The 23815-nt window shown below is 28.8% G+C and carries 22 protein-coding genes, 1 tRNA gene and 2 rRNA genes; 24 read left to right on the top strand and 1 reads right to left on the bottom strand.

Annotation, left to right across the window (positions count from 1 at the left end; all coding sequences use genetic code 11):
* From KQI36_RS09975 to disA, 15 genes are all read left to right on the top strand, one after another.
* A 23S ribosomal RNA gene (locus tag KQI36_RS09975) occupies window positions 1-88 on the top strand; the annotation flags it as partial.
* Between the two features lie 174 nt (window positions 89-262).
* Window positions 263-337, top strand: a tRNA-Asn gene (locus KQI36_RS09970).
* Window positions 338-469: 132 nt separating this feature from the next.
* A 5S ribosomal RNA gene (gene rrf / locus KQI36_RS09965) occupies window positions 470-587 on the top strand.
* Window positions 588-931: 344 nt separating this feature from the next.
* Window positions 932-3001, top strand: a complete 2070-nt coding sequence (gene fusA / locus KQI36_RS09960; protein ID WP_216450732.1) for an elongation factor G — start codon at window positions 932-934, stop codon at window positions 2999-3001.
* A 115-nt stretch (window positions 3002-3116) separates the two neighbouring features.
* Window positions 3117-3353 (top strand): hypothetical protein, encoded by a 237-nt coding sequence (locus KQI36_RS09955; protein WP_216450731.1) that lies wholly within the window; start codon window positions 3117-3119, stop codon window positions 3351-3353.
* On the top strand, window positions 3316-3525 hold the full coding sequence (locus KQI36_RS09950; protein WP_216450730.1) for a hypothetical protein: 210 nt from the start codon (window positions 3316-3318) through the stop codon (window positions 3523-3525). The genes KQI36_RS09955 and KQI36_RS09950 overlap by 38 nt, the downstream gene beginning before the upstream one ends.
* Window positions 3526-3650: 125 nt before the next feature.
* On the top strand, window positions 3651-4292 hold the full coding sequence (locus KQI36_RS09945) for a histidine phosphatase family protein (protein ID WP_216450729.1): 642 nt from the start codon (window positions 3651-3653) through the stop codon (window positions 4290-4292).
* Between the two features lie 198 nt (window positions 4293-4490).
* Window positions 4491-6236, top strand: a complete 1746-nt coding sequence (locus KQI36_RS09940; RefSeq protein ID WP_216450728.1) for an ABC transporter ATP-binding protein — start codon at window positions 4491-4493, stop codon at window positions 6234-6236.
* Window positions 6237-6444: 208 nt separating this feature from the next.
* Window positions 6445-6669, top strand: a complete 225-nt coding sequence (locus tag KQI36_RS09935; RefSeq protein WP_010295407.1) for a hypothetical protein — start codon at window positions 6445-6447, stop codon at window positions 6667-6669.
* Between the two features lie 150 nt (window positions 6670-6819).
* A complete protein-coding gene (locus tag KQI36_RS09930; RefSeq protein WP_216450727.1) occupies window positions 6820-7278 on the top strand; it encodes a CtsR family transcriptional regulator in 459 nt (152 codons plus the stop codon).
* A gap of 18 nt (window positions 7279-7296) precedes the next feature.
* On the top strand, window positions 7297-7797 hold the full coding sequence (locus tag KQI36_RS09925) for a UvrB/UvrC motif-containing protein (protein WP_216450726.1): 501 nt from the start codon (window positions 7297-7299) through the stop codon (window positions 7795-7797).
* A gap of 12 nt (window positions 7798-7809) precedes the next feature.
* Entirely contained in the window at window positions 7810-8844 is a 1035-nt protein-coding gene (locus KQI36_RS09920; protein ID WP_216450725.1) for a protein arginine kinase, read from the top strand.
* A gap of 1 nt (window position 8845) precedes the next feature.
* Complete coding sequence (locus KQI36_RS09915; RefSeq protein WP_216450724.1) at window positions 8846-11275, top strand: ATP-dependent Clp protease ATP-binding subunit; 2430 nt, start codon at window positions 8846-8848, stop codon at window positions 11273-11275.
* Between the two features lie 165 nt (window positions 11276-11440).
* The gene (gene radA, locus KQI36_RS09910) at window positions 11441-12814 is read left to right on the top strand and encodes a DNA repair protein RadA (protein WP_216450723.1); all 1374 of its coding nucleotides are present in this window, start codon (window positions 11441-11443) and stop codon (window positions 12812-12814) included.
* Window positions 12815-12969: 155 nt separating this feature from the next.
* Complete coding sequence (disA, locus tag KQI36_RS09905) at window positions 12970-14034, top strand: DNA integrity scanning diadenylate cyclase DisA (protein ID WP_216450722.1); 1065 nt, start codon at window positions 12970-12972, stop codon at window positions 14032-14034.
* A gap of 32 nt (window positions 14035-14066) precedes the next feature.
* Here disA and KQI36_RS09900 read toward each other — a convergent pair whose 3' ends face one another.
* On the bottom strand, window positions 14067-14471 hold the full coding sequence (locus KQI36_RS09900) for a nucleoside triphosphate pyrophosphohydrolase family protein (protein WP_010295393.1): 405 nt from the start codon (window positions 14469-14471) through the stop codon (window positions 14067-14069).
* A gap of 301 nt (window positions 14472-14772) precedes the next feature.
* On the opposite strand from KQI36_RS09900, the gene KQI36_RS09895 reads away from it, so the two are divergent.
* The 9 genes from KQI36_RS09895 to sigH all read left to right on the top strand — a co-directional run bounded on the left by KQI36_RS09895 (window position 14773) and on the right by sigH (window position 23813).
* Window positions 14773-15888, top strand: a complete 1116-nt coding sequence (locus tag KQI36_RS09895; RefSeq protein WP_010295391.1) for a PIN/TRAM domain-containing protein — start codon at window positions 14773-14775, stop codon at window positions 15886-15888.
* Entirely contained in the window at window positions 15878-16564 is a 687-nt protein-coding gene (gene ispD, locus KQI36_RS09890; RefSeq protein ID WP_216450721.1) for a 2-C-methyl-D-erythritol 4-phosphate cytidylyltransferase, read from the top strand. The genes KQI36_RS09895 and ispD overlap by 11 nt, the downstream gene beginning before the upstream one ends.
* 356 nt (window positions 16565-16920) lie before the next feature.
* The gene (locus tag KQI36_RS09885) at window positions 16921-18627 is read left to right on the top strand and encodes a proline--tRNA ligase (RefSeq protein WP_010295386.1); all 1707 of its coding nucleotides are present in this window, start codon (window positions 16921-16923) and stop codon (window positions 18625-18627) included.
* A gap of 242 nt (window positions 18628-18869) precedes the next feature.
* Window positions 18870-20081 (top strand): threonine ammonia-lyase, encoded by a 1212-nt coding sequence (ilvA, locus tag KQI36_RS09880; protein WP_216450720.1) that lies wholly within the window; start codon window positions 18870-18872, stop codon window positions 20079-20081.
* 401 nt (window positions 20082-20482) lie between these two features.
* Window positions 20483-20914 carry a Mini-ribonuclease 3 gene (locus tag KQI36_RS09875; RefSeq protein WP_010295384.1) on the top strand — a complete coding sequence of 144 codons (432 nt, stop codon included), beginning with the start codon at window positions 20483-20485 and terminating at the stop codon, window positions 20912-20914.
* Window positions 20901-21704, top strand: coding sequence for an FAD-dependent thymidylate synthase (gene thyX / locus KQI36_RS09870; protein ID WP_010295382.1), 804 nt, complete (start codon window positions 20901-20903; stop codon window positions 21702-21704). The genes KQI36_RS09875 and thyX overlap by 14 nt, the downstream gene beginning before the upstream one ends.
* A gap of 21 nt (window positions 21705-21725) precedes the next feature.
* Window positions 21726-22565 carry a 23S rRNA (guanosine(2251)-2'-O)-methyltransferase RlmB gene (rlmB, locus tag KQI36_RS09865; protein WP_010295380.1) on the top strand — a complete coding sequence of 280 codons (840 nt, stop codon included), beginning with the start codon at window positions 21726-21728 and terminating at the stop codon, window positions 22563-22565.
* Window positions 22566-22583: 18 nt separating this feature from the next.
* Window positions 22584-23093: an NYN domain-containing protein gene (locus KQI36_RS09860; protein ID WP_216450718.1), complete on the top strand. Its 510-nt coding sequence runs from the start codon at window positions 22584-22586 to the stop codon at window positions 23091-23093.
* 75 nt (window positions 23094-23168) lie between these two features.
* Window positions 23169-23813 (top strand): RNA polymerase sporulation sigma factor SigH, encoded by a 645-nt coding sequence (gene sigH / locus KQI36_RS09855; protein ID WP_010295378.1) that lies wholly within the window; start codon window positions 23169-23171, stop codon window positions 23811-23813.
* Window positions 23814-23815 lie beyond the last annotated feature (2 nt).

Below are 23815 nucleotides of genomic sequence, written 5' to 3'. Positions count from 1 at the left end.
CTGAAAGAACATCAGGTTGATAGGTGAGGGGTGTAAGCATGGTAACATGTTCAGCTGACTCATACTAATAAGTCGAGGGCTTGACCTAATATAATCACTGTGCAATTTTCAGAGAACAATCTCTGGAAAAAATATAAAATTAAGAGAAGCAAGTAATGCTAGGAAACGACTGAGTGAGAAGCAGAGTTTACTTATGTAAATGAGCATCGGAGCGAGGAAAGATGACGACGCAGTACGCCGCTTATATTAATTTTTAAAATATTCCGCGATAGCTCAACGGTGGAGCACTCGGCTGTTAACCGATAGGTTGAAGGTTCGAATCCTTTTCGCGGAGCCATATTTTTAAATAAATTAAGAGAAGCAAGTAATGCTAGGAAATGACTGAGTGAGAAGCGGAGTTTATTTATATAAATGAGCATAGGAACGAAGGAAATTGACGACGCAGTACGTAGCTTATATTAATTTAAAATCTGGTGATGATGGTTTAGAGGGTAACACTCCTTTCCATTCCGAACAGGCAAGTTAAGCCTCTAGACGCCGAGAGTACTGCACGGGAGACTGTGTGGGAGGGTAGGTTGTTGCCAGGTAACTAAAAAAAGTTAGGTCATTAAAACCTAGCTTTTTTATTTTCCCTAAAATTAGATTATAAATTGATTTTAGGAGAAGTTATTAACAATATAAATACTGAAAGGTTATCTTATCAACAATTTATACTTAATATGTTGATAAAAATCATTGATTTTATGAATAAATGTGTATTATTTAAAATATAATTTGATATGTAGTTAATTAATGTATTTCGGAACGGTTAAGGATGTGTAAATATATTCTTAATATTTTGAAAATTTTAAATATTAAAAGGGATTCTACAAGGAATATAGAATAAAGAAAATACACTGGAAAATCTCTAAATCAATGGGAGGGATAGCTTATGAAACAATATAAGGTAAATAACCTTAGAAACATAGGAATAGTTGGACACAGTGATTCAGGTAAAACTAGTTTAATGGAGGCATTGCTTTATTATACTGGTAGTACTGATAGATTAGGTAGAATAGAAGAAGGAAACACAATTAGTGATTTTGATGTAGAAGAGAAAAGAAGAAAAGTTTCAATTTCAACAGCAGTGTCATTTTGTGAATGGGAAAATGTAAAATTAAACCTAGTTGATACTCCAGGCTATTTTGATTTTATAGGCGAGATGATAGAAGGATTAAATGCTGTAGATTTAGCAATGGTTGTAGTTTGTGCTGTATCTGGTATACAAGTTGGAACAGAAAAAGCATATGAGTATGCTAAAGAGAAAAAAATTCCAAAAGCTTTTTTTATAAATAAATTAGATAGAGAAAATAGTAATTTTGAAAAAACATTAAATCAAATACAAGATAGATTTGGAATATCAGCAGTTCCTATACAGTATCCTATAGGATCAGAGAATGATTTTAAAGGATTAGTAAATGTTATATCTAAAAAGGCTAGAATATTTAACCCTCAAACAAAAAAGATGGAAGAAACAGAAATTCCAGAAGACATAAAAGATAAAATAGATGAATGTAGACAAATGGTAATGGAAGCTGTAGCAGAAATGGATGAAGTTTTATTAGACAAATATTTTAATGAAGGTGAGTTAAGCGAAGAAGAAATATATGATGGATTAGTTAAAGGGGCATCTGTTGGCGAAATAGCTCCTATAATGTGTGGGTCATCAACTACAGGGGTGGGGGTACACACATTACTTGAAGATATAATAGAATGTTTTCCATCACCAGTTGATACAACATTATATAAAGCAAAAAATTTAAAAAATGATAATTATATAGATATAAAAATAAATGAAGAAGAACCATTTTCAGCATTAGTATTTAAAACTATTGCAGATCCTTTTGTTGGAAAATTATCAATGTTTAGAGTAATAACTGGAAAAGCTAAAGCTGATACAGTTGTTATGAATGCAAACAAAAACAAAGAAGAAAAAATGGGAACATTGTATTTTTTAAGAGGAAAACAACAGTATACAACAAGTGAAATCAAAGCTGGTGATATAGGTGCAGTATCAAAACTTAATTGTACAAACACAGGGGATACGCTATGCAATAAAGGACGTATGATTACATTTGAAACATCCACTTTCCCAAAACCAGTATATTCAAGAGCAGTAATGACTAAATCAAAAGGTGACGAGGATAAGATATCAAATGGATTATCCAAACTTTTAGAAGAAGACCCAACATTTTCAGTTAGTAGAGATTTAGAAAATGCTGAAACAATAATATCAGGAATTGGATCTACTCATTTAGAAGTAATAGTTAGCAAATTAAAGTCTAAATTTGGTGTAGATGTAGCATTAGAGCTTCCTAAAACACCTTATAGAGAAACGATTAAAAAGACTGCTGATGTGCAAGGTAAATATAAAAAACAATCTGGTGGACATGGTCAATATGGAGATGTTAAGATAAAATTTGAACCAAGAAATGATGGCGATGATAGTTTAGAGTTTGTTGATAAGGTTGTAGGGGGAGTTGTACCAAGACAGTATATACCTGCTGTAGAAAAAGGGTTAAAAGATTGTGTAAACAAAGGTATTTTAGCTGGATATCCAGTTATAAGATTAAAGGCTACATTGCATGATGGATCTTATCATCCAGTAGATTCCTCAGAAATGGCTTTTAAAGTAGCAGCATCTTTAGCATATAAAAAAGGATTACAAGAGGCGGAACCGGTATTATTAGAACCTATAATGAGAATAGAGATAATAATTCCAGATGAATATATGGGTGATGTTATAGCGGATATAAATAAGAAAAGAGGAAGAATACTTGGAATGGAACCTATAGATAATGGCCAAAAGATTATAGGGGAAGTACCTCAAGCAGAACTTTATGATTATGCTACTGACTTAAGGTCTATAACTGGTGCAAGAGGTGAGTTCAATACTAATTTTGAAAGATATGAAGAGGTTCCAATAGAGGTAGTTAATAAAGTTATAAAAGAAATAAGTTAGTTGTATAAAGTATTAAAAAAGATGTCAATAAATAAATTGACATCTTTTTTTGTATTAATTGAATAATATTTATTTTTAGTAGCAATAATATAAATAAAATGTTTAGGGGGCTAATATGTCTTACTATAAAATGAACATAATAGGTAGAATAAATTTAAGCGACTACAGTAATATACACGATTATATGGAAATAATAGGACCGGAAGATGAATTCACTGTTATGATGGAAAATAGTAATGAAGAGGACATACAAGTTTTATGTAACATGCTACAAACAGAAAAATTTAACATACTGGAAAAAGGAGGAAATGAAAATGGCCGGCTTTTCATCAGAGCGAATAAGAAAAAATGAAATAGAAACTGATAAAATTTTGCGAGAAGAATATAGACCCTACAATGAAGGTGAAAAAGATTATAATAATTTTGAAGAAACAAATTATATACCATCATATGGAGTTAAAAATTGGGTTGGTGACATATACATAGATTCAGTTATACATGGCAAAAGAACTCCAAAAGATTAAAAGAGCTTTATAGGCTCTTTTTTTATTTTAAAATTAAAGTTGCAATAAAGTATAAAAAAAATTTATAATGAATTTATAGAATAGTTTAAATATAAGCTATAATTTTAAAACGAGGGGGAGAGTATATGACAAAATTATACATAACAAGACATGGAGAAACTGAATGGAACAAACTTGGTAAGATGCAAGGGTGGAATGATTCTCCTTTAACAGAACTAGGAAAAGTACAAGCCCAATGGCTAAGAGATAGGGTAGAAAATATAAACTTTAGTAAAATATATACTAGTTCATCAGATAGAGCTTATAAAACTGCAGAAATAATAAAAGGTGATAGGGATATTGAAATAGTGCCAAGCTTAGATTTAAGAGAAATAAGACTGGGGGTATGGCAAGGATTAACACAGGAGGAAATAAGTGAATTAAATAAAGAAAATCATTATAATTATTGGAATAAACCAGAAAAGTACATAACAGTAGAGGGTGCAGAAAGCTTCGAAGAAGTTAGGGATAGAGCATATAGAACTATTATGAAAATGGTAAGAGAAAATAAGGGAAAAGAAATTTTAGTAGTAACTCATACTACAGTTTTAAAAGGTTTTATGTGTGCACTACAAAAGAAAGAAATTAAAGATTTGTGGGAACCTCCATTTATAAAACAAACTAGTTTAACTGTTGTTGAATTTGATGAAGATGAAAATTATAAGATTGTTACCAATGCAGATGCATCTCATCATCAATATACTTTTAAAGAATATAATCAATTTTAAATAAATTACATATATATACATATATGTATGATATAATATAGGATAGTTTATTTTTTATGATGATTGATTTTTATATAATTTATAACAATTCAGTTGTATTAGATTTTAAAAATTAGGGGAATAAAATTAATATTATAAGTTATATATTAAATGGCATTAGTATATAACTTATAATAAAATAATCTATGGGGGGATAGTATGATAAGAAAATTTGTTTCTTACTACAAAGAACATAGGCTCATATTTATTATTGATATGGTATGTGCTTTTTTGGTTGCGGCACTAGATTTGTTTTTTCCAATGATTACAAAAGAGTTGTTAGATTACGGTATTCCCAATAAAAATATTAATATGATAATAAAATTTACAATAGCTTTAACTGTATTATATGTTATCAAATTAATATGTAATTATATAATAGATTATTGGGGTCATGTAATGGGGGTTAGAATTCAGTATGATATGAGAAAAGAAATTTTTTCTCATTTACAAACATTACCATTTAGTTATTTTGATGATAATAAGACAGGCCACTTAATGTCACGAATAGTCAATGATTTAATGGAAATATCTGAACTTGCACATCATGGACCAGAAGATTTATTCATTTCTTTAGTCATGTTAATAGGTTCATTCATATTACTTTGTAAAATAAATATAACATTAACACTGATAATATTTGCTTTTATTCCATTCATAGTTTGGTTTGCTATGGTTAAAAGGGTTAAAATGGCAAGGTCATTTGATAATGTAAGAAAAAAGATAGCAGATGTTAATGGCAGTTTAGAGGATAGTATTTCTGGAATTAGAGTTGCAAAAGCATTTACAAATGAAGATTATGAGATGGAAAAATTTGATGATAATAATGTTCAATTTAAAACTGCCAGAAGTTATTCTTATAAGTGTATGGCTGAATTCTTAGCTGGAATAAGGTTTATGGTGGATATGCTAAATGTTGTAGTTATAGGTGCTGGTGGATACTTTGCATACAAAGAATATATAACTATATCAGAGTTAGTTGCCTATCTTTTATATATAACATATTTTATGCAACCAATAAGAAGACTTACTGCATTTATAGAGCAATATCAAAGTGGAATGTCTGGATTTAAAAGATTTCTAGAAATTATTAATACAAAGACAGATATTGTTGAAAAAGATAATGCAATAGAATTAAAAAATGCTATAGGAAATATAAAGTTTAATGATGTAACATTTAAATATAAAGATAGTGAAGAGGTTATAAGCAATATAAATTTAGATATTCAAAGTGGACAAACTGTAGCTTTGGTAGGACCATCAGGAGGAGGTAAAACTACTATTTGTAATTTACTACCTAGGTTTTATGATGTTAATGATGGAAATATTACTATAGATGATATAGATGTAAAAGATTTGAAAATAAAATCATTAAGAAAAAATATAGGAATAGTTCAGCAGGAAGTATTTTTATTTACAGGAACAATAAAAGAAAACATTTTATATGGAAATCCTGAGGCTACAGATGAAGAAATTATTGAAGCGGCTAAGAATGCTAATATTCATGAGTTTATAGAATCTCTTCCAGATGGTTATGATACCTATGTTGGAGAAAGAGGTATAAAACTTTCAGGTGGACAAAAGCAAAGAGTAGCCATAGCTAGAATATTTTTAAAAAATCCACCTATTTTAATATTAGATGAAGCAACTTCAGCTTTAGATAATGCAACTGAGATAATGATTCAAAAATCTCTTGAAAAGTTATCCAAAGGAAGAACTACAATAGTAGTTGCACATAGGTTATCTACTATAAAAAATGCAGATACAATAGTGGTAATAACTAGCGAGGGAATTGAAGAGCAAGGAAATCATAATGAATTATTAAATAGAAAGGGTATTTATTTTAACTTGTACAATTGTCAATTTACCAATACAAATGTAGAAGAGGATATTATAGTTGAGTAAGCTATAATATTTTCTTCTAACTGAAATATAATCATAAATTAACTTTCTGTTTTAAATTATAAAAAATAAATTATCATAAAAATAATCATCCTTCTTAAGTACAATAGCAAAAGAAAAACATCTATGTTTATGGAAAAAAAAGGAAATACGAAAAAAACATAGAATATTAACTTAAGAGTAAAATGGAAATGAGATAGGAGAGAAAATTATGATAAAAAACAAAAGTAATATATGTGAATTGATAAATAAAGTAAAAAACTTTTCATATGAGAAAGAAACAAGTTTAGTAGAAGTGGAATTAAAATCAGAAGAAACAGTTCATATTAGATATTATGAAGATGATTGTATTAAGATAAATTACTATGATTTTGAAAAGGGAATTTCAACATTATATAAAGATAGAAAATATATAAACAAAGAGCTTTTCCAATAAGGAAAAGTTCTTTGTTGTGCTTTCATAATATGTGAATATAAAAGGTAGAAATGGAAAAAATAATATTTGAAAGTATAATACAAATATTGTATGATAATATTAAGGTCAAAGAAAGTCAAGGTAAATGAAAAATATGGAAAAGGTGATTTTGTGGCTAAGTTATCAGATTTAATAGAGAGTTTTATAAAAGAATTAGTAGATGAGTCTATAGATAATCAAATTCAGATACAAAGAAACGAATTAGCAGATTATTTTAGTTGTGCGCCATCTCAAATAAATTATGTATTATCTACCAGATTCACAAGAGAAAAAGGTTATTACATAGAAAGCAGAAGAGGGGGAGGAGGATGTATAAAAATTATAAAAATAGAATATACAATCCATAATAATCTTTTAGAAATTCTTAATGAAAAAATAGGAGATTATATAACATATAATAACACTGTAAGTATTTTAGAAGCTTTAAAAGAGGAACAAATAATAAGCGAAAGAGAAAAAGAGATAATTAAGATAACATTAAATGATAGAACATTATCTTGTATTGGAAATAGTAAGAATAGATTAAGGGCAGATATACTAAAGTCCATAATTTTTAATATATTAGAATAATAAAATGGAGGGGTAATTTTGATTTGTAGCAGATGTAAAAAGAATGAGGCAAATTTTCATATAACAAAGGTTGTTAATGGTGTAAAATATGAGGAACATTTATGTGAAGTGTGTGCTAAAAATAATGCTATAGGTCTAGATGCAGATTTTTCATCTCAGTTCTCGTTTCAAAATATTTTAAGTGGTTTTATTGATTATATGGCTAATAATCGAGAAGAACAAATATCTAATAAAGTATGTTGTAAAAAATGTGGTCAAACTTATGAAGATTTTAAAAAAACAGGTTTATTAGGTTGTGATGAATGTTATGAGAGTTTTAGAGAAGCAATGACAGCTATTATAAAAAGGGTTCAATTAAGTAGTATGCATAATGGTAAAATACCACAAAAATATGGAAATGAACTTAAGAAGAAAAGAGAAGTTTTACAGTTAAAAGAAAAACTTAAAAATGCTATAGAAAAAGAAGAATATGAAAAGGCAGCAGAAATTAGAGATGTTATTAGAGAGTTAGAAAGGTAGGGGAAGAATACTATGGAAAATTGGATAAATGCTGAAGGCGTAAAGGATAATGTAATTTTAAGTAGTAGAATAAGATTAGCAAGAAATCTAAAAGGATATCCCTTCCCAAATAAAATTAATAAAGAAACTGCTGATGAGATTATTAAAAATATAGAAGATGCTTTTTATTTAGATGAGAATTTTAAAGAAGATTTTAAAACAATAAGGTTAGATGAAAAAACAGAGATTGAAAAGGAAATGTTATTTCAAAAACACATTGTAAGTAAATCTCTTCTAAAAAATAAAGATATAGGTGCAGTAATATTAAACAATAATGAAACCATTAGCGTAATGATTAACGAAGAAGATCATTTAAGAATACAAGGTATATCTAATGGTTTAAGTTTAAAGGAAATTTATGAAAATATAAATAAAATAGATAATATTATAGAGGAAAAATTAGAGTTTGCTTATGATAGTGATATAGGATATTTAACTGCATGTCCAACTAATGTAGGGACAGGGGTAAGAGCTTCCGTAATGGTTCATTTACCTTGCCTTTGTATGACAAGGGAAATAGAAAATGCTTTTAATGCAGTTAGTAAAATGGGAATGACTATAAGAGGTTTGTATGGGGAAGGCTCTAAAGGTTACGGAAATATATTTCAAATATCTAATCAAATAACTTTAGGTCCTACAGAAGAAGAAATAATTAATGGACTTAATGCTATGATATATCAAATAATAGATAAAGAAAAAGAAGCAAGAACAAGACTCATGAATAGCTATAAATATGAGATGGAAGATAGAATAATGAGAGCTAGAGGGATTTTAAGTACAGCAATAATTATAGATTATAAAGAAAGTATGGAGTTATTATCTATGATAAGGTTAGGTATAGAGTTAGGTTTAATTAAAGATATAAGTAAAACTGCTTTAAATAAATTACTAATAGATATAAGCTTACCAGCATTACAAGATAAATTTAAAAATGAAATTAAAAATGACAATATAAATTTTTATAGAGCTATAGTAATTAGGGAAAATTTTATTAAGCGAGGTGTTTAATATGTTTAATAGATTTACTGAAAGAGCAAGAAATGTGCTTATGTATGCAAATGATGAGTCAAGGGAATTTAAACATGGGTATGTTGGAACAGAACATATTTTATTAGCAGTCTTAAAAGAGGAAGATGGAATTTCTAAAAATATATTAAATGATTTTAATATCAACTATGATAATGTAAAAAATTTGATAGAAGCTTATGTTGGCTATGGTAATATTGAAATGAGTGAAAATGAAATTGCTTTAACTCCAAGAACAAAGAGATTATTTGAAATTAGTTTAGTTGAAGCAAGAAGTTTAAATCAAAATTATATATCTCCAGAGCATATGACTTTGGCACTTATACGAGAAGGTGAGGGAGTAGCCTATACGATAATTGTAAATTTAGGCGCTGATCCATTAAAGTTATATAAAGATATTCAAAAGGCTATTAAAGGAGAGGAAAGTAATATTAAATCTCATAGTAAGAAAAGTAAAAAAGATACCAAAACTTTAGATAAGTATGGAAAAGATATAACCGACTTAGCATATGAAGGAAAACTTGATCCTATTATAGGAAGAGATAAAGAAACAGAAAGGGTTTTGGAAATACTTTGTAGAAGAATGAAAAATAATCCATGTCTTATAGGTGATCCAGGGGTTGGTAAGACAGCCATAGCTGAAGGTTTAGCTCAGAAAATAGTATCCGGTAATATACCAGAAATATTAAAAGAAAAAAGGGTTGTATCTTTAGATATGTCTTCTGTTCTTGCGGGTTCAAAATATAGAGGTGAGTTTGAAGAGCGATTAAATAATATTATAGAAGAGGTTGCTAAGGCTGGAAATGTTATTTTATTTATAGATGAGATTCATACTATTGTTGGTGCTGGTGGTGCAGAGGGTGCAATTGATGCATCTAATATATTAAAACCAGCATTAGCTAGAGGTGAAATACAATGTATAGGTGCTACAACTTTAGATGAATATAGAAAATATATAGAAAAAGATGCTGCATTAGAAAGAAGGTTTCAGTCAGTATTAGTAGATGAACCTACTAAGGAAGAGGCTATAGAAATCTTAAAAGGATTAAGAGATAAGTATGAAGCACATCATAGAGTTCAAATTACAGATGAAGCAATAGAGGCAGCAGTAAAACTTTCAGATAGATATATTACAGATAGGTTTTTACCAGACAAGGCTATAGATCTTATAGATGAAGCTGGTGCAAAAATGAGAATAGAAAATTTAACAACACCAAAATGCTTAAAAGATTTACAGGAAAAACTAGAACAAGCGACAAAAGAAAAATCAGATGCTATAACTATGCAAGACTTTGAAAAAGCAGCATCTTTAAGGGATAAAGAAAAATCAATAAAAGAAGAGATTGAAAAAGAGGAAAAACAATGGTCATCTAAAAAGAATGATGCAAATTCTATAGTAGATGCAAGTCATGTAGCAAATATTATTTCAAGATGGACTAATATACCAATTGAAAAATTAACAGAAACTGAGGCAACTAGGCTTTTGAAACTTGAAGAGATTTTACATGGAAGAGTTATAGGGCAAGATGAGGCTGTAGAATCTATATCAAAAGCAGTAAGAAGAGCAAGGGTTGGACTTAAAGATCCTAAGAGACCGATAGGTTCTTTTATATTCTTAGGACCTACAGGTGTAGGTAAAACAGAGCTTACTAAAGCTTTAGCACAAGCTATGTTTGGTGATGAAAATAATTTGATAAGAATTGATATGTCAGAATATATGGAGAAACATTCTGTATCTAAGCTTATAGGGGCACCTCCTGGATATGTGGGTTTTGATGAAGGTGGACAATTAACAGAGAAAGTAAGAAGAAATCCTTATTCAGTAATTTTATTTGATGAAATAGAAAAAGCACATCCTGATGTATTTAATGCATTGCTTCAAATTTTAGAAGATGGAAGACTTACTGATGGAAAAGGTAAAACAGTAAACTTTAAAAATACTATAATAATAATGACTTCAAATGTAGGAGCTTCAGACATAAAAAAACAAAATACAATTGGATTCGCTAAAAATTCACTAGAAGCAAGTACAGGACATGAAAAAATGAAAGAAAATATTATGGAAAAACTAAAATTAACTTTTAGACCTGAATTTTTAAATAGAATAGATGATATAATAGTATTCCATAAGCTAAATGAAAGTGATTTATTAAAAATAGTAGAATTAATGCTTAATGTATTATCAGATAGATTACAACAACAAAATATAAATATAAAATTTTCTAATGAAGCAAAGGAATTTTTAGCAAAAGAAGGTTTTGACCCAACCTATGGAGCAAGACCTTTAAGAAGAGCTATAACTAAAATTATAGAAGATAAATTAGCAGAAGAAATTTTAAAAGGAAATGTAAATACTGGAGACAGTGTAATTGTTACAGTAGATAGTGATAACTTAAAAATAACTAAAGAATAATATTAGTAAGATATAAAGGTGTAATTTTATTAATGAAATTACACCTTTATTTTTAAAAATTGGAACATATTTTGAGTTATAAGTAAAAGGGAATATAATTAAAGTATTAAGAGAATAAAGAAATAAATTTAAAGAAATCAATTACATAAGTTTGGAGGAAAGGTTATGGCAAAGACTAAGAATGTATATGTATGCAGTCAATGCGGATATGAGTCGCCTAAATGGATGGGAAAATGCCTTAATTGTAATAGTTGGAATACTATGATAGAAGAAGTTAAGGTCCCAGAAAAGGCAGTTGTGTTTAATAGAGCGGTTACTATAAGTGGCGGAGGGAAGCCACAAAATATAAAAGATATAAAATCAAGTCAATTTGAAAGATTTGATACAGGAATTAATGAATTGAATAGAGTAATTGGTGGTGGATTAGTTAAAGGTTCGTTAACGCTTATATCTGGAGATCCAGGTATAGGAAAATCTACAATACTACTGCAAACTGCTAAAAGGATAGCAGATAAGTATGGAAAAGTTTTATATGTATCTGGTGAGGAGTCAGAAGAACAAATAAAAATGAGGGCTGAGAGATTAGATTGTATAAGTGATAATTTATATATTCTTTCAGAAACTAGTATAAATCTAATTGAAGAACATATAGAAAATATGAATCCTGTATTTGTAATTATAGATTCTATTCAAACTTTATTTAAATCTCAAATAACTTCAGCACCAGGAAGTGTTTCTCAAGTTAGAGAATGTACAAATGATTTAATGAGAATAGGTAAAACAAAAGATATACCACTTTTTATAGTAGCACATGTAACTAAACAGGGGGAACTTGCAGGGCCTAGAGTTTTAGAACATATGGTTGATACAGTTTTATATTTTGAGGGGGAAAGAACACAAGAGTTTAGAATTCTAAGGACTATAAAGAATCGTTTTGGGACTACTAGTGAAATTGGGGTCTTTGAAATGAGGGAAAGTGGACTTGAAGAAATTTTGGATGCGTCTAGTGTGTTTTTGCAAGAAACATCTTTTGAGCAAGAAGGATCTGTTGTTATTGCAACAATAGAAGGTACAAGACCATTATTAGTAGAAATACAAGCATTAGTAAGTGAAACTAAAGCAGTTATGCCAAGAAGAACTTCTGTAGGAATTGATCATTCAAGAATGAGTCTTATTTTAGCTGTTTTAGAGAAAAAATTAAAAATACCTTTTTATAGTAGTGATGTTTATGTTAATGTAGTTGGTGGGTTGAATTTAGAAGGGACATTTGGAGATTTAGGATTAGCAGTGGCATTAATATCTAGTGCTAAGGGTAGAACAGTGAAGTTAGAAAGCCCACTATTTGTTGGTGAAGTTGGACTAACAGGAGAAGTTCGACCTATATCCAATATAGAGAGGATTGTAAATGAGGGACAAAAAATGGGATTTAAAAATATTATAATGCCTTATAAAAGTAAAGAAAAATTAGGCGATAAATTTAAAGGGATAAATATTATAGGTATAACAACGGTTAAGGAAGCAATGGGGAAAGTGTTTTAAGGTTAATATTTTTTTAAAAAGCATTTTACTATAATAGTAATTTAGTATATCATACTTATGCAATCACTTATTGGATTATAAAAATTAAAGGAAGTTTGAATAATGAAGGGAGTGAAACCCATTATTACTTTTGTGAGTTTGTAGTAGTGGATTATATGAAAGAAGAGAAAAACAATGAATTAATGAATGTGTTAAAAATGATGGCCCCAGGAACATTATTAAGAGAGGGTTTAGATAATATTTTAAGAGCAAAAACAGGTGGACTTATAGTTTTAAGTGATAGCAATGAAATACTAAATTTAGCTGATGGTGGTTTTAATATAAATGCTGATTATACTCCTGCATATATATATGAATTGGCTAAAATGGATGGTGCTATAGTTGTAAGTAGTGATTTAAAGAAAATCTTATTAGCAAATACTCAATTATTGCCTAATTCTTCAATAAGTACATATGAAACAGGAACTAGGCATAGAACAGCGCAAAGAGTAGCGAAACAGACTAATAGTATAGTTATAGCTATATCGCAAAGAAGAAATATAATAACTTTATATAAAGGCGATTTAAAATATGTGTTAAAAGAAAGTAGCGAAATATTAGCTAAAGCTAATCAAGCTATACATACTTTAGAAAAATATACAGTAGTTTTCGATAAAGCTATTGTAAATTTAAATATACTTGAAACTAATGGTAACGTAACATTAACAGATATAACTACAGCAATTCAAAGAGTTGAACTTATAATGAGAATAATTAAAGAAATAGAAACATATATTTATGAACTTGGAAATGAAGGTAGACTAATAGATATGCAACTAAAAGAACTTATAAAAAATGTTGAAGAAGAGGCAATATATCTTATGAAGGATTACTGTGGACATGATATTTGTTCAAGTAATATATATAAAAGCTTGGCAAAGTTAACAGAAGAAGAACTTTTAGATTTGAATAATATATCTAAAATATTAGGTTATTCTAATTGCTCATTAACAGAAACCATAGTTTATCCCAAAGGATATAGAATTTTAAACAAAATATATAGATTGCCATCAACGGTGATAGAAAATTTAGTAAATCAATTTAAAGAATTGAGGTTTATTATATCAGCAACAGTAGCTGAATTAGATTCAGTAGAAGGTATTGGGGAGATAAGAGCTAAATATATTAGTGATTGGTTCGAAAAATTTAAAGAGCAATATCATATTCAAAAACAAATATAGCACAAATTTAAATTTGTGCTATATTTTATAAATTACTTTAAGGTGTATTTTCCAAGTGAAACCATATTTTTATACTCTTTTAGTAAGATATCATAAATATTCAAATTAGTGCAATTGCATAAAGAAGCTATATAAAAGAAGTGATTACCTAATTCTTTTTCAATAATCTCTCTACAATTATCGCAGAGCTGGCCTTTAACATGTGTATCAAAACAACTTTTAAAAGAATCAAAATCAGAAGTATCAAAATCATTAGGTACCTTTTGTTTTGAAGCTTCAATTTGTAAGCAGCCACATGAAGTTATACACTTTACAATAGACCTATTAACCCTAGATTGGGATTCATCAAGTTTACTCATAATATCTAATATACTTCTGTGTCTAAGTAAACAATCATCAACTGAATTTTGAAACTCATCAAAAATTAAATCTTTCATTTTCATTCAACTCCTTATAAAAAAACATAACTAAATTTTATTCTTGTAAAAAAGCTAGAGGAGATGTGATGACTCTATAATATATTATTAATTTAAATAATGATAGGGGGTCAAAGTTAGGAAATTTTTGAGAAAAACATAAAAATGTTTCTGAATTTTAACTTTTATAAAATAAATAGTGATAAAATATTTGTAAAATATATATCTCTATTGAAATAATATATTTGATAATATATATTATTTATAAAGATAGGATAGTATTAGTGGTATTTGTCAATAATTAAATAGGAGGTGAATATTATTGATTAAAAAAATATTAAGAGTGCTTATAACTTTAGGGGGAGGAAGTTTAGGTTACATAGTAGGAAAACTAGTAATAGATTATAATTTATTATCTAAAATAGGAATAATGTCAACATCGTCAGTTAAAGGAATTTTATTTATTATATTTTGTATTTTATTATTTTTGTTATTCTTTTACTTTATATCTGCATATGTAACTAAACTTATTATTAAAACGATAGATTGTGTAGAAAAGAGATTACAAAAATTACCAACAGCAGATATGTTATTAGGACTAGCAGGTGCAGTTTTAGGTTTAATTGTTGCTTCATTGCTAGCAAACCTAGTAAAAGCCAATTCTGCTATTTCAACAATAATAGTGTTTATAGTAACTGTCATATTAGTTGTGGTTTGTGCTGATATGGCAATTAGAAAGAAAGAGGATATATTAAATCTTTTTTCTAATATGAAAAAGGGATCTACATCAAAAGATGGCAAATTAAAAAATATTCCAAAAGGTACTGCTAAAGTACTAGATACTTCAGTGATAATAGACGGAAGAATTTTTGACCTTTGTCAAACAGGATTTATAGAGGGAACTCTTGTAATACCTAACTTTGTATTAGATGAGTTAAGACATATTGCTGACTCTGGTGATGGGTTAAAAAGAAATAGAGGAAGAAGAGGGCTTGATATACTTAATAAAATACAAAAAGAGTTAAGTATAAAAGTTGAAATTTGGGAAGGTGACTTTCCAGAAATTGCAGAGGTTGATAGTAAGTTATTAAAATTATCACAAGTTTTAAATGGAAAAGTAATAACAAATGACTATAATTTAAATAAGGTTGCAGAAGTTCAGGGTGTTCCAGTGCTAAATATAAATGAGTTAGCTAATGCTATAAAACCAGTAGTTCTACCAGGAGAAGATATGAAGATACAAATAGTTAAAGATGGTAAGGAATCTGGGCAGGGACTAGCATACTTAGATGATGGAACTATGATCGTTGTTGAGGATGGTAGAAATCACATTGGTGATATTGTAATAGTAACAGTTACATCAGTATTGCAAACAGCAGCAGGAAGAATGATTTTCGCAAGAATTAGAGAGGAAGTAAAAATGTTAAATGGCAAATAAAGTAATAGTATTAGCAGCAGGAAGAGGAAAGAGAATGGGCGCTAATAAAAACAAGCAATTTCTAGAACTTAATTGCAAGCCTATACTATACCATACACTTATGGCCTTTAATAATTGTAATCTAATTGATGAAATCTTATTGGTTGCTTCTGAAAAGGAAGTAGATTATTGTAGACGTGAAATTGTTGATAAGTATAAAATTGAAAAAGTAAAGAAAATAGTATGTGGTGGTAAGGAAAGACAAAATTCTGTTTTAAATGGGCTTAAGGAATTAACAGATTGTGATACAGTTCTTATACATGATGGCGCAAGACCTTTTGTTGACGAAAAGATTATAGAGGATGGAATAAAATATTCCAAAGTCTATGGAGCTTGTGCTTGTGGAGTATTACCTAAAGATACTATAAAGATAAAAGATAATAGTGGGTTTTCATTAAAAACACCAAATAGGAATGATTTATTTGCAGTTCAGACACCGCAGTCTTTTAAATACGATTTAATTTTAAAATGTCATGAAAATATTTTAAAAGAAAATATAAGTGTTACTGATGATACTATGGTAGTTGAACATTATGGGAATAAAGTATTTCTTTATGAGGGGAGTTATAATAATATAAAAATAACTACCCCAGAAGACTTATTATTAGCTGAAAAGATAATAGAAAATACAAAATAACAAAATTAATTCTAGGAAAGTAAAAATTATAAAATATATAAATTACTTTCCTTTTTTTTTACCTTGACATGATTTTTTTTAAATGGTATATTAAATTTACTTTTATAAAAGAATAATGATAAGCGATGATAAAGAATAGTAGAAATTACTATACAGAGAGAAAACTTTATGCTGAGATGTTTTCACCAATTTCGAACCTACTTTTGAGCAGTAGCAAAAACTACCGGTAATAAATACCGATATCAAAATGAGAGTACAAAATTTAGGTGGTACCGCGATATAACTCGCCCTAAAACAGGGACGAGTTTTTTTTATACAAAAAAATAAGTGTATATAGATTTAAGGAGTGTGGCAAGATGAGAGTATCAAATATGTATTTAGGAACATTAAGAGAAGTTCCAGCAGAAGCAGAAATATTAAGTCATCAATTAATGTTAAGAGCTGGTATGATGAGAAAGTTAGCATCAGGAGTGTATAACTATTTACCAATAGGTCTTAAAGTGCTAAAAAATATCGAAAACATTGTAAGAGATGAGATGGATAAAGCAGGAGCACAAGAATTCTTATGTTCAGCATTACTTCCTTCAGAACTTTGGAAGGAATCTGGAAGATGGGATGTTATGGGACCAGAAATGTTCAAATTGCAAGATAGAAATGAAAGAGAATTTTGTCTAGGACCAACACATGAAGAAGTGTTCACAGATTTTGCAAGAAATGAGATAAAATCATATAAACAATTACCAATAAATTTATACCAAATTCAAACAAAATATAGAGATGAAAGAAGACCAAGATTTGGAGTAATGAGATCAAGAGAATTTGTTATGAAAGATGCATATTCTTTTGATAGAGATGAAAAAGGACTTGATTTATCATATGATAAAATGTATGAAGCATATTGTAACATATTTACTAGATGTAGATTAGATTTTAGTCCAGTAGAAGCAGATTCAGGAGCTATGGGTGGATCAGGATCAGCAGAATTCATGGTTAAATCAGAGGTTGGAGAAGATGAAATAGTATTCTGTGATGAGTGTAAATATGCTGCAAATGTTGAAAAAGCACCAGCTACAGCAGAAGAAGGACCAGATGAAGACTTAAAAGAATTAAATAAAATCCATACACCAAATATAAAAACTATAGACGAATTAGTTAATGGTTTAGGAATAAGTAAGAAAAAGTTAGCAAAAACTTTATTATTTAAAGCTGATGAACAAATAGTTGCTATCATGGTAAGAGGCGACAGAGAATTGAATGAAATAAAGGTTGCAAATGCACTAGGTGGTGTGGTAGAATTCATGATGTGTGATAGTGAAAAAGTTATCAATGCAACTAACGCGCAAGTTGGTTTTGCAGGCCCAATAGGAATAAAAGTAGACAAATTGTTTATTGATGAAGAAGTTACTAAAATGAAAAACTTTGTTATTGGAGCTAATGAAACAGACTATCATTTTGAAAATGCCAACTATGGAAGAGATTTTGAAGGAATTGTGGGAGATTTCAGAAAAATCACTGTTGAAGATAAATGTCCTAAATGTGGTGGAAATATCACAATTGCTAGAGGCGTAGAAGTAGGACATATATTTAAACTTGGCACTAAGTATTCAAAATCTATGAATGCAAATTTCATTGATGAAGATGGAAAAAATAAACCATTAGTTATGGGTTGTTATGGTATAGGTGTAAATAGAACAATGGCAGCTATAATAGAACAACACAATGATGAAAATGGTATAGTTTGGCCTTTAGAAATAGCACCATATCATATTGTTGTAATTCCTGCTGTTATGAAAAATGAAGAACAAGTAGCAGAAGCGGAAAAAATTTATTTACAACTACAACAATTAGGAATAAAGGCTCTTTTAGATGATAGAAATGAAAGAGTTGGAGTTAAATTTAAAGATTCTGAGTTAATTGGAATACCAATGAGAATTACAGTAGGTAAAAAATTAACTGATGGAATAGTAGAATTTAAACTTAGAAATGGTGGGGAAGTTGAAGAAATTAAAATTTCCGAAATAATTGACAGAATAAAGGTTGAATTTGAACAAAATAAGTTATAAAATAAAAGTAGATAATAACTGGCATGATTATGTATTATAATCATGCTAGCTATAATAAAACATAAGGGTTTAAATGTAAGGGGCTATTATTAGTGTTATTAAAAAGGGGAAAAACTAAATTAAATTTTCTGATAAGATATACGTTTCAAACAAAACTAATGTTTCAAACAAAAACGAATGTTTGAAACAAAGTCAATGTTTGAAACAAGAAAAATCTTTCAAACAAAAGGAGAGTAATAACAATGATAACATTAGCTGACGTAAAAAAAGCGCAAGAAAATCTTAAAGGAGTATCAAGAAAAACTCCGTTATTTGTATCATCAACTTTTTCAAAACAAACAGGATATGAAGTATATCTAAAATGTGAAAACAAACAAAAAACTGGTTCTTTCAAATTAAGAGGAGCTTACAATAAAGTAGCATCCTTAACTGAAGAAGAAAAGGCTAAAGGAGTTGTTGCTTCATCAGCAGGAAACCATGCGCAAGGTGTTGCTTATGCAGCTACAGCATTTGGAATTAAGTCTACAATATGTATGCCAGTTACTGCACCACTTGCAAAAGTTCAAGCAACTAAAAACTATGGTGCAACAGTAATACAACATGGAGAAGTTTATGATGATTGTTATGCTAAAGCAGTAGAAGTTCAAAAGGAAACAGGCGCTACTTTCTTACATCCATTTGATGATGAGCAAGTAATGGCTGGACAAGGAACAATTGCTCTTGAAATATTAGAAGATTTACCAGATGCAGACGCTATTTTAGTACCAATTGGTGGTGGCGGAATTATTGCTGGTATAGCAGTTGCTGCAAAATCTATAAATCCTAACATAAAAATAATTGGAGTTCAAGCAGATGTTATAGCTTCAAGTAAAGCTTCTTTAGAAAAAGGAGAAGTTGTAACAGTTGATGGACCTAAGTCATTAGCAGATGGTATATCAGTTAAAACTCCAGGAAATAAAACATTTGAAGTAATTAAAAAATATGTTGATGAAATAGTTACAGTTACTGAAGATGAAATAGCAAGCGGAATATTCTCATTAATGGAAAGAAATAAAGTTGTAGCTGAAGGTGCTGGTGCTGTTGGACTAGCTGCATTATTATCAGGAAAAGTTAAAAATGCAGGTAAAAAAGTTGTTGCAGTAGTTAGTGGTGGTAACATAGATATAGCTACAGTTTCTAAAATAATAGATAGACAATTACTTTTAAATAAAAGAAGAATAACTTTACAAATTGAATTAAAAGATAAAATAGGTGAATTAGGAAATTTAATTTCTGAAATAGCATCATTAGGCGGAAATGTTTATAAAGTAAAACAAGATAAAAACTGGAATCCAAAAGGATTAGAAATTTCTAGTATTGAAATTGAAGTAGAAACAGAGTCTAAAGATCATGCAGAAATGATAAAAACAGCACTATCAGCAAAAGGATATGCTGTAGAAGAATTAACTAAATAGTACATAAATACGTAAGTATTTTATAAAAAAGCGTTTATAACTTTTCAAAGTTGTAAACGCTTTTGTTTTTAAAAAATTAATTAATTTTAAATATTTAAAAAGGTTATAATTAAAAAATAAATATAAGAAAATTTCTATTTAATTATTTAATATGATAATATGTATTGTGTAAAAACAACATAGTTTGATATATAATATGTTGTATAGGGAAATAAACTTTTATTGAAATTCATTGAAAGAATTAAAAGCATTTTCATGTAAAATAGAGTTGTGACTTTAACAGTTTGTAAAATCGCATCACTCTTTTCAATATAAAAAATTTTAATGAATAACTTGAAAAGTTAATGTAAAAACCTATAAGAAAGATAGTTCAAAACAAAGTATAAAATAAGGAGAAAATCATGGATTTTGATTTAATAAAAAATAAATTTTCAGAAACAGATATAATACAGCTAAACCCATTAGTATTAGCATTGGCTGGAGATGCTGTATATGAAGTGTTTATAAGAACATATTTGATAGAAAAATTTAGGGGTATGAATGTAAATAAATTACATAAAAAAACAGTAAGCTATGTTAAAGCTAAATCTCAATGTGAATATATGAAACAAATTATTGACGAGTTAAATGAGAAGGAAATGGCAATATTTAAAAGAGGTAGAAATAGTAAATCGCATACACCTAAAAATGGTGATGTTATAGAGTATAAATGGGCTACAGGGTTTGAGGCATTAATTGGATATTTATATTTAAGTGGAGAAACAAAAAGATTAGATTACATATTAACAAAGATCATAAGATATGAGGAGGAAAAAACTAATGTTGAAAGTTAAACTTATAGAACATACACCTAATCCAGAAAAAGTGGTGGCATCAGCAGCTAAACTTTGCTATAGCTCAGTTGGGGTTGATGAAATCTTAGAAGGATTAGATGAAAATAAAACAAATAAATTTATAGAAATGTTAATGAATTATGGACACTATTCACCGGTGGAACATATAAGTTTTACCTTTGCTATAGAAGGTGTATCTAGAAGTTTAACACATCAATTAGTAAGACATAGAGTAGCTTCATATTCACAACAAAGTCAAAGATATGTTAAATTAAAACAATTTCAATATATAGTACCACCAAACATAGAGAAAAATGAAAAAGCCAAAGAAATTTTTATAAATGCAATGAAGAAAAATCAAAAAGACTATGATGATATAGTTGAAATATTATACAATGATTCTTATAATAGTGAGATTCAAAAATATATAGAAAGTAACAAATTAGAATGTGAAGATGAAATAGATGAAAAAGTTAAAAAAAGAATTAAAAATTCTAGTATAAAAAAAGCTATAGAAGATGCTAGATATGTATTCCCAAACGCATGTGAAACTAAAATTATAGTAACTATGAATGCTAGAGAACTTATGCATTTCTTTGCTCATAGGTGTTGTAATAGAGCTCAATGGGAAATTAGAAATATGGCAGATGAAATGCTTAAAGAAGCTAAAAAAGTGGCACCTACAATATTTAAGTTTTCAGGCCCTTCATGCTTAAAGGGGTCATGCCCAGAAGGTACTATGACTTGTGGCGAAATCTTGAAAATTAAAGATAAATATAATCAATTATAAAATTTGAAAGAGGTTAAATTTATGACTAAAAGAAGAGATGAAAATAATAGATTTAAAGAAAATAGAGTAAGGGAAAATAAATTTAAAGGAAATAGAGAAAGAGAAGAAAGAATAAAAGAAGATTTAGTAGTAAGAGAAGATTTGATAGAAGGAAGAAATGCTGTTATAGAAGCGTTAAAATCTGATAGAACTATAGAACAAATATTAGTAGCTAAAGGAGATTCAAAAGGCTCTATAAATGTTGTTTTAGGGTTAGCTAAGGAACAGGGAGTTGTAATTAAGCATGTTGAAAGAGCTAAACTTGATGAAATGTCTCAAACTTCAGCTCATCAAGGAGTTATAGCAAAGGTTACTCCTTATAAATATTATGATATAAAAGACATATTAGATTATGCAAAATCTAAGGAAGAAAAACCATTTATAATAATTTTAGATGAAATTGAAGATCCACACAATTTTGGATCAATAATAAGAACGGCAGAAGTTTGTGGGGTACATGGAATTATAATTCCAAAACGAAAAAATGTTGGAGTAACACCTACAGTTTATAAAACAGCAGTTGGTGCTACAGAACATATGAGAATAGCGAAAGTTACTAATATAAATACTACTATAGATGAATTAAAAGAACAGGGACTTTGGATTTATGGTGCAGATATGTCAGGTGAAGTATGTTACAAAACAGACCTAAGTGGAGCGGTTGCATTAGTTATAGGAAGTGAAGGAAAAGGTATGTCAAAACTAACAAAGGAAAAATGCGATGTGTTGGTTAAAATACCTATGGTTGGACAAATAACTTCATTAAATGCTTCAGTAGCAGGTGGAATATTAATGTATGAGGTGTTAAAACAAAAGTCTTAATGACTTTTGTTAATCATTGTGAGAATAGTTTTTGTTGATGGATATAATGTAATAAATAGTTGGCCAGAATTAAAAGAAATTAAGGAATATAGTTATGAGTCAGCTAGAGAAAAATTACTTGACATAATGCGTAATTACTCAGCGTTTTGTGGTTATAAAATAGAAGTGGTATTTGACGCTCATATGGTTAAAGGAGCTTATGAAAAAAAAGAAAAACATGATAAGGTAAGTGTGGTATTTACTAAAGAGGGAGAAACAGCAGATGGATATATAGAAAAAAAAGTGAATCTAATAGGACGAAAATTTGAAGTATATGTAGTTACATCTGATTCCTTAGAACAACAAGTTACATTCCAAAGGGGTGCTAGTAGGATGTCTTCTTTAGAATTTTATCATGAAGTTATGAAAGTTGAGAGGAAAATAGGAAAGAAATGTGAGAAGGTATACTCTCAAAAGAGGAACTTATTTGAAGATATGATAGATGAAGATATAGCAAAAATATTAGAAAAGATGAGAAGAAGTCAGTAATAGTAAGCTTGACGCAATTTTATAATACTGTATAATCTAAAGTAAATTCATAGTTAATTTTTGGAGGGAATGCTGTTGGAAAAAAGGGTTGACAATGGAGAAAATAAAAATTCCTTTATAGATAAAACGGATGAAGAAATAGTTATATTAGCTAGAGAAGGAAGCAAAGAAGCATTAGACTACTTGTTATGTAAATATGAAAATTTTGTTAGGGGAAAAGCTAAATCATATTTTTTAATTGGGGCAGACAGAGAAGATATATATCAAGAAGGTATGATTGGACTATTTAAAGCAATAAGAGATTTTAGATTGGATAAATTGGCATCATTTAAGGCATTTGCAGAGCTTTGTGTTACAAGACAAATAATAACAGCAGTTAAAACTGCTACTCGCCAAAAGCACATTCCTTTAAATACTTATATATCTTTAAATAAACCAATATATGATGAGGAATCTGAAAGGACTTTAATGGACATAATATCAGGGGTTAAGATTTCAGATCCAGAAGAATTAGTTATAAGTAGAGAAGAATTACAAAACATAGAGAATGAAATAGGGCAAGTGTTATCAGAACTTGAAATGGAAGTTTTAATGTCGTATTTAGATGGAAAATCTTATCAGGAAATTGCTTGTGATCTTGATAGGCAAGCAAAATCAATAGATAACGCTCTTCAAAGAGTTAAAAGAAAATTAGAAAAATGTCTAAATAAAAGAGTGTGATT

The sequence above is a fragment of the Clostridium senegalense genome, assembly GCF_018916625.1.
In the GTDB taxonomy this organism is placed as follows: domain Bacteria; phylum Bacillota; class Clostridia; order Clostridiales; family Clostridiaceae; genus Clostridium_J; species Clostridium_J senegalense.
Note: the sequence above shows the minus strand (reverse complement) of the source record. Positions and strands in the feature narration are given on the sequence as shown.

Bases quoted from the DNA above. Each gene is read 5' to 3' on its own strand.
- fusA (WP_216450732.1), top strand. From the start codon at position 932: ATGAAACAATATAAGGTAAATAACCTTAGAAACATAGGAATAGTTGGA.
- KQI36_RS09955 (WP_216450731.1), top strand. From the start codon at position 3,117: ATGTCTTACTATAAAATGAACATAATAGGTAGAATAAATTTAAGCGAC.
- KQI36_RS09950 (WP_216450730.1), top strand. From the start codon at position 3,316: ATGGCCGGCTTTTCATCAGAGCGAATAAGAAAAAATGAAATAGAAACT.
- KQI36_RS09945 (WP_216450729.1), top strand. From the start codon at position 3,651: ATGACAAAATTATACATAACAAGACATGGAGAAACTGAATGGAACAAA.
- KQI36_RS09940 (WP_216450728.1), top strand. From the start codon at position 4,491: ATGATAAGAAAATTTGTTTCTTACTACAAAGAACATAGGCTCATATTT.
- KQI36_RS09935 (WP_010295407.1), top strand. From the start codon at position 6,445: ATGATAAAAAACAAAAGTAATATATGTGAATTGATAAATAAAGTAAAA.
- KQI36_RS09920 (WP_216450725.1), top strand. From the start codon at position 7,810: ATGGAAAATTGGATAAATGCTGAAGGCGTAAAGGATAATGTAATTTTA.
- KQI36_RS09915 (WP_216450724.1), top strand. From the start codon at position 8,846: ATGTTTAATAGATTTACTGAAAGAGCAAGAAATGTGCTTATGTATGCA.
- radA (WP_216450723.1), top strand. From the start codon at position 11,441: ATGGCAAAGACTAAGAATGTATATGTATGCAGTCAATGCGGATATGAG.
- disA (WP_216450722.1), top strand. From the start codon at position 12,970: ATGAAAGAAGAGAAAAACAATGAATTAATGAATGTGTTAAAAATGATG.
- KQI36_RS09900 (WP_010295393.1), bottom strand. From the start codon at position 14,471: ATGAAAGATTTAATTTTTGATGAGTTTCAAAATTCAGTTGATGATTGT.
- ispD (WP_216450721.1), top strand. From the start codon at position 15,878: ATGGCAAATAAAGTAATAGTATTAGCAGCAGGAAGAGGAAAGAGAATG.
- KQI36_RS09885 (WP_010295386.1), top strand. From the start codon at position 16,921: ATGAGAGTATCAAATATGTATTTAGGAACATTAAGAGAAGTTCCAGCA.
- ilvA (WP_216450720.1), top strand. From the start codon at position 18,870: ATGATAACATTAGCTGACGTAAAAAAAGCGCAAGAAAATCTTAAAGGA.
- KQI36_RS09875 (WP_010295384.1), top strand. From the start codon at position 20,483: ATGGATTTTGATTTAATAAAAAATAAATTTTCAGAAACAGATATAATA.
- thyX (WP_010295382.1), top strand. From the start codon at position 20,901: ATGTTGAAAGTTAAACTTATAGAACATACACCTAATCCAGAAAAAGTG.
- rlmB (WP_010295380.1), top strand. From the start codon at position 21,726: ATGACTAAAAGAAGAGATGAAAATAATAGATTTAAAGAAAATAGAGTA.